Origin of the sequence: Dietzia sp. DQ11-71 (genome assembly GCF_014144995.1) — a bacterium.
GTDB classification, from domain to species: Bacteria; Actinomycetota; Actinomycetes; order Mycobacteriales; family Mycobacteriaceae; genus Dietzia; species Dietzia kunjamensis.
Window position 1 is genome coordinate 1 of the sequence record NZ_JAALDT010000014.1, and the last position, 5,607, is coordinate 5,607.

At 66.8% G+C, this 5,607-nt stretch carries 5 protein-coding genes; 2 read left to right on the plus strand and 3 right to left on the minus strand.

Features of this window, described 5'->3' with window-relative positions; genetic code table 11:
- From G6023_RS00575 to G6023_RS00585, 3 genes are all read right to left on the minus strand, one after another.
- On the minus strand, window positions 1-542 hold a 542-nt coding region (locus G6023_RS00575), incomplete at its 3' end, for a P-type ATPase actuator domain-containing protein (protein ID WP_472986407.1).
- A 468-nt stretch (window positions 543-1,010) separates the two neighbouring features.
- Complete coding sequence (locus tag G6023_RS00580; protein WP_132061918.1) at window positions 1,011-1,649, minus strand: DUF305 domain-containing protein; 639 nt, start codon at window positions 1,647-1,649, stop codon at window positions 1,011-1,013.
- A 60-nt stretch (window positions 1,650-1,709) separates the two neighbouring features.
- Complete coding sequence (locus tag G6023_RS00585) at window positions 1,710-3,212, minus strand: multicopper oxidase family protein (RefSeq protein ID WP_182633817.1); 1,503 nt, start codon at window positions 3,210-3,212, stop codon at window positions 1,710-1,712.
- Window positions 3,213-3,525: 313 nt separating this feature from the next.
- Between G6023_RS00585 and G6023_RS00590 the strand changes: the two genes are divergently transcribed.
- Together G6023_RS00590 and G6023_RS00595 are read left to right on the plus strand one after the other, a co-directional pair.
- Window positions 3,526-4,218 carry a response regulator gene (locus tag G6023_RS00590; protein WP_347570687.1) on the plus strand — a complete coding sequence of 231 codons (693 nt, stop codon included), beginning with the start codon at window positions 3,526-3,528 and terminating at the stop codon, window positions 4,216-4,218.
- A gap of 92 nt (window positions 4,219-4,310) precedes the next feature.
- A complete protein-coding gene (locus G6023_RS00595) occupies window positions 4,311-5,393 on the plus strand; it encodes a sensor histidine kinase (RefSeq protein WP_120285758.1) in 1,083 nt (360 codons plus the stop codon).
- Window positions 5,394-5,607: the final 214 nt, after the last annotated feature.

Here is a 5,607-nt window from a genome sequence, read left to right on the forward strand (position 1 = left end):
GTGACCATGGATTCGTCCATGCTGGCCGAGCCGTCGATGATCGTGCCGTCGGCGGGCACAGAAGCACCGGGGCGGACGATCACCACGTCGCCGACCACCAGGTCGGCCGGGGAGACGATGACGACGTCGTCATCGTCGACCTTCTCGGCCTCATCCGGCAGCAGCGCCGCCAGGGAGTCGAGCGCGGAGGTGGTCTGCGCCAGGGAGCGCATTTCGATCCAGTGGCCCAGCAGCATGATCACCACCAGCAGGGCCAGTTCCCACCAGAAGTTCAGCTCATGATCCAGGATGCGCAGGGTAGCGCCCCAGGAGGCGATGAACGCCACCGTGATCGCCAGGCCGATCAGGAGCATCATGCCGGGCTGGCGAGCGCGGAGCTCGGACAGCGCGCCGGTCAGGAACGGCCGACCGCCCCAGAGATAAATCACCGTGCCCAGGGCGGGGGAGACCCACCACACCCAGCCGGCCTCCGGCAGCTGGTAGCCGATGAGGTCGGCGAACATGTCATTGAAGCCGACCACCGGCACTGCCAAAACGAGCATGATCCAGAACAGCCGCCGGAACTGCCCGACGTGGTCTGCGTGCCCCGCATGACCGCCGTGGTCTTCATGACCGGAGTGATGCTGTCCGGTGTGGCCGTGGCTGGCCGCGTCGTCAGCTGCGCCCGGGTGATGATGTTCGGCTACCGAGGTGGCCATCTCGTCGGGGCGGCCGGCCGAACCGTCACCGGGTCCGCCGCGGCGATCATGGTGGTGGTGATCGTGTGGCTGACTCATTTGGCTACTTTCGTGTGAGCGCCGGCGGCCACGGCGGCGTCATCGTCAGCCTGCGGACGGCCGGTGGCGGCGATTCGTTCTAGGTCCGTGGGCGTGGAGCAGCACGAACACGCTTCCTTGACGGCCGTGAGCGGGAGCGCAGAGCGCGTTGTGGAGAACATGGATTTTCCTCTCCGCGTGGTGTGGTGTCTCGGGTGTCGTGCCGGGCCGGTGTGGCCCATGGCGATCGGGTGGTTAGAGCGAGGTGAGCAGGTCGCGCATGGTGTCGATCTCCTGCTGCTGGGTGTCGATGATGGTCTGGGCCAACTCGACCGCAGGCTGGTAGCGGCCACCTTCGACCTCCTCCTCGGCCATGGCGATGGCGCCCTGGTGATGGGCGATCATCTGCTCCAAAAACATCCGGGCGGCGTCGGCTCCCTGTGCGTCGGACAGCTGTTCTAGTTCGTCGTCGGAGAGCATTCCCTCCATCATGGACATGTCGTGACCGCCGTGACCATCCTGCGGTTCGGTCGCCTCGCCCCACTGCTCCAGCCAGTCGGTCAGCTGCGCGATCTCGGGGCCCTGGGCAGCCTTGATCTCCTCGGCGAGCGCCGCGACGTCGGCGGGGATGTCGTCCTTGGCCAGGATGATGTCGCTCATCTCGATCGCCTGCTGGTGGTGCGGGAGCATCATCTGCGCGAACATCACGTCGGCCTGCGAATGCTCCTCGTCCTGGCCAGAGGCAACGGTGCCGGCCACGGATGTGGTGGCGCCGGCCGCGGTGGTGGGCGCGGCGGGCGAGGCTTCGGTGCTGTCGGTGCTGTCGGTGCAGGCGGACAGCGTCAGGGCAACGGCGGTCAGGGCTGCGGGCAGGAGCAGAGTGGTGCGGGTCATCGTGGTCGATGTCCTTTCGGGTCGGCGTCAAGATCGGGTGGTGTGTCGATCGGGTGGTGGTCAGGCGAGGTAGGACAAGGTGGTCATCATTCCGGCTTCCTGGTGGTAGGCGTTGTGGCAGTGGAACGCCCATTGTCCGGGGTTGTTCGCGTCGAACTCGATCTCGATAGTCCGCATGGGGCGGATCGTGACGGTGTCTTTGCGCAGCCCGCTGTCGGCGAGGGCGAAGGTGTGACCGTGAAGGTGCATCGGGTGGGCCATGTCGGACATGTTGCGCAGCCGCATCCGGACCCGGTCGCCGCGGGAGACCTCCAACGGCGTGGTGTCGGGGTGGGTTTGCCCGTTGAGTGTCCAGCGATACGGCATCATGCTGCCGCCCATGTCGACGCTGAGGTAGCGGTCGTGCCCTCGGCCGGGCAGTCGAGAGTCCGGCGCTGGGGTCAGATCCGCGGCCAGCAGCACCGGTCCGTCGAGTTCGCCGGGGCGCGGGTCGGCGGGTAGCTCGCCGGCCCCGGTGCGCACGAGGGCGTACCCGTACCCGTTCTTGCCTTCTGCCTCGGCGAAGAGGGGAAACACCCCGTCTGTCAGCGTGACCACGGCGTCGACCCTCTCGCCCATCCCGAGCAGGATCGCCTCCGTCTCCTGGGGAGCGGTGGGAAAGCCGTCGGTGTCGGTGACGGTCATCGTGTGTCCGCCGAGGGCGACGCGGAAGAACGTGTCCGCCCCGGCGTTGATGATCCGGATCTTCGCGCGTTGGCCCGGGCTGGCAGTCCACGAGACCGGATCGGCCGGGACTCGGCCGTTGACCAAGTAGTGCGGATAGTGGACGTCCCCGGCGACACCGAGCAACCGGGAGGTCATCATCGGGTTGCTGGACCGTGCGCCCCCCATCTGGCCATGCCCCATTCCGGCCATCGGCCGGCCCCGAGCGCCGGGGGCATCCATGCCCACTCGCCCGGCGGCGTCCTCGGGCGTGCCGTCGATGCCGTCGACCCAGTCGTCGAGGACGACGATCCATTCGTGGTCATAGTCCCCGGGGTCGGCGGGATCGTCGATGATCAGCGGACCGTACAGGCCCCGGTCGAGCTGCAGCCCGGAGTGTGAGTGGTACCAATGAGTCCCGGCGTGGGGGACTGTGAAGTCGTAGGTGAACCGGGCGCCCGGAGGGATCGGGTCCTGGGTCAGACCGGGCACTCCGTCCATATCGTTGCGCAGGGCGATGCCGTGCCAGTGCACGCTCGTCTCCTGGTCGAGCTGGTTATCCACCTCGACTTGCAGCAGATCTCCTGCCCGGGCCCGCAGGACCGGACCCGGAACAGTGTCAGCAAATGCCCAGGTCGACACCACGAGACCACCGAGATCGACCTCCACCGGGCGCGGGGACAGCCGAGCGTTCACCACCTGCTGTCCCGGTCGCTGCCGCTCGGCCTCCAGGTCCCGGATCGCCGGATCCGACGCCGACACCGGCACCCCCGAGGGCCCCGGCTCGCTGCAGGCGGTCACCGCACCCGCGCCGGCCAGGACCGAACCGATGAGAAATGCCCGCCGCGACAACTCCTTCATCGGTCGCCCTCCGAGGGCGACGGCCCGAACAGGGCAGTGACCAGGAGCAAGGTTGACGCCCACAGTGCGGTGACGACCACGGCGCCGACGGTCAATGCGACCCATCCGAGCATGAGGTACCTCCCGTGTCCGACTCGACCGCCCATGGTGACCGGCCACCCGAGCGTTCTGGATGGAGATCGTGTGAAGATTCGGTCAAGGCGCCCACTCGGGTGAAGGATTTCCAGGAGTTGCGGCGAAGATGGCCTGCATGCCCCCTTCCGTTTCTGGCGCTCGCAGTTCGCATCCCCAGCAGCACGCCGGTCCGCGGGCGCTGGTGGTCGATGACGAGGAGCCCCTCGCCGACCTGGTCGGGTCCTATCTCGAGCGCGAGGGGTTCGATGTCACGATCACCGGGGACGGACAGGAGGCGGTGGGTCTGGCTCGTCGAATCGATCCCGATGTCATCGTTCTCGACCTGGGGCTGCCCGGGCTGGACGGGATCGAGGTATGCCGTCAGGTCAGGACGCACTCCGACGCCTACATCGTCATGCTTACGGCCCGGACCGAGGAGGTCGACACGCTGATCGGCCTGTCCGTCGGCGCGGATGACTACATGACCAAACCGTTCAGCCCGCGCGAGCTCTCGGCCAGGATCCAGGCGATGATGCGCAGACCTCGAACCGGCGCCACCGAAATCGACCACGGCAGGTCGCCGGAGCAGGTACGGACCGTCGGCGACCTGACTATTGACACCGCGGGCCGAGAGGTCACCGTCGGCGGCGCCGATGTCGCGCTGACCCGCACCGAGTTCGACATCCTCGCCGCGCTCGCCCGCGACCCTGGGGTCGTCTTCAGCCGAGCCCAGCTGATGGCCGCCGTGTGGGGCCCGAACTGGGTGGGTGATGACCACTTGGTAGACGTCCACATCGGTCACCTTCGCCGCAAGCTGGGCGACGATGCCTCCCGAGGCCGTTTCGTACGCACGGTCAGAGGAGTTGGTTACCGCATGGGAACCGGCCAGTGAACGACATACCATCGCCGGACGCGACTGAAACTCGGCCCCGCACCAGCCGACGCGTCGCTGGGTTCAGCTTCGGAACCCGCCTGCTTCTGGCCATGTCCAGTGTGGTCGTCGGGTGCGCGGTCAGCGCGTGGCTCGTCGCCTCCGCCCTGGCCCCGGGCATTTTCCACGACCACCTCGGTCAAGCCGGCATCGACCACGATTCGAACGAAGCAGCCCACGTCGAAGAAGCCTTCACGGTCGCCATAGTCCTTGCTTGGGGGCTGGCGGTGGCCATCGCGGTCCTGGTGGCCTTGCTCACCAGTTGGTACCTCACCCGCCGGGTCCAGCGCTCGGTCACCATGGTTACCACTTCGACGGCAGACATAGCGCGTGGGCACTACGAGACCCGGATGGCGAGTCCGAAACTTGGCCGGGAGTTCGACGATCTGGCGACCAGCGTCAACGAACTGGCCAGGCGTCTCGATGCGACAGACGCCACCAGGCGAAGGATGCTCGCGGATCTGGGCCACGAGCTGCGCACCCCGCTGGCCACCATCGACTCCTACCTCGAGGCCGTGGACGACGGAGTCCGTACCTTCGACGACTCCACAAGGCAGGTGTTGTGGGCGGCCACCCGGCGGCTCGAACGCCTCGCGTCGGACATTGTCGACGTCTCCGATGCAGAAGAACACCTCACACGACTGCAACCAGCCCGAACCACCACTAAAGCCCTGGTGGAAACGGCAGTCAACGCAGCACGCGAACGCTACTCGGACAAAGGTGTCCAGCTGCACATGGGTGAGATCGAACCAACCGACGTCACTGTGGACGTCGAGCGAATAGGACAGGTACTGGGAAACCTCCTCGACAACGCCCTACGACACACACCGACCGGAGGGACCGTCACCCTCAGCGCTGTTCGTTCGAGAACGAACACAGCCGCGATCACCGTCTCCGACACCGGGGAAGGGATCGCCGCACAGCACCTAGATCATCTCTTCGACCGCTTCTACCGAGCCGATCCCGCCCGAGGCCGAAACGCGGGCGGCACCGGAATCGGCCTGGCGATCACCCGAGCACTGGTCGAAGCACACGGAGGACGAATCCGAGTAAGCAGCCGCGGCACAGGCCACGGAGCACAATTCACCCTCGAACTCCCCTGCACGGCAGAGACGCCAGGAACGAAACTGCTTTAGCAAACTTGCACCTCCCCGTCATCTGTCCGCCCAACCCCGCTGCACTCCCCGCGCACGTCAGTGCTTGAGTGGTCGGTCTAGTCCCAGGGTGTCAGTCTCGCGGCCGCGGACAGCGATTCTCCGGTGTGGTGGCAGCAATCAAGCTGAGCCTGCGGCGGCGCTGCGGAGCGGGAGTGCGGAATGGTTGGTCAGCTCGAGAACGGTCTCGCCGCTG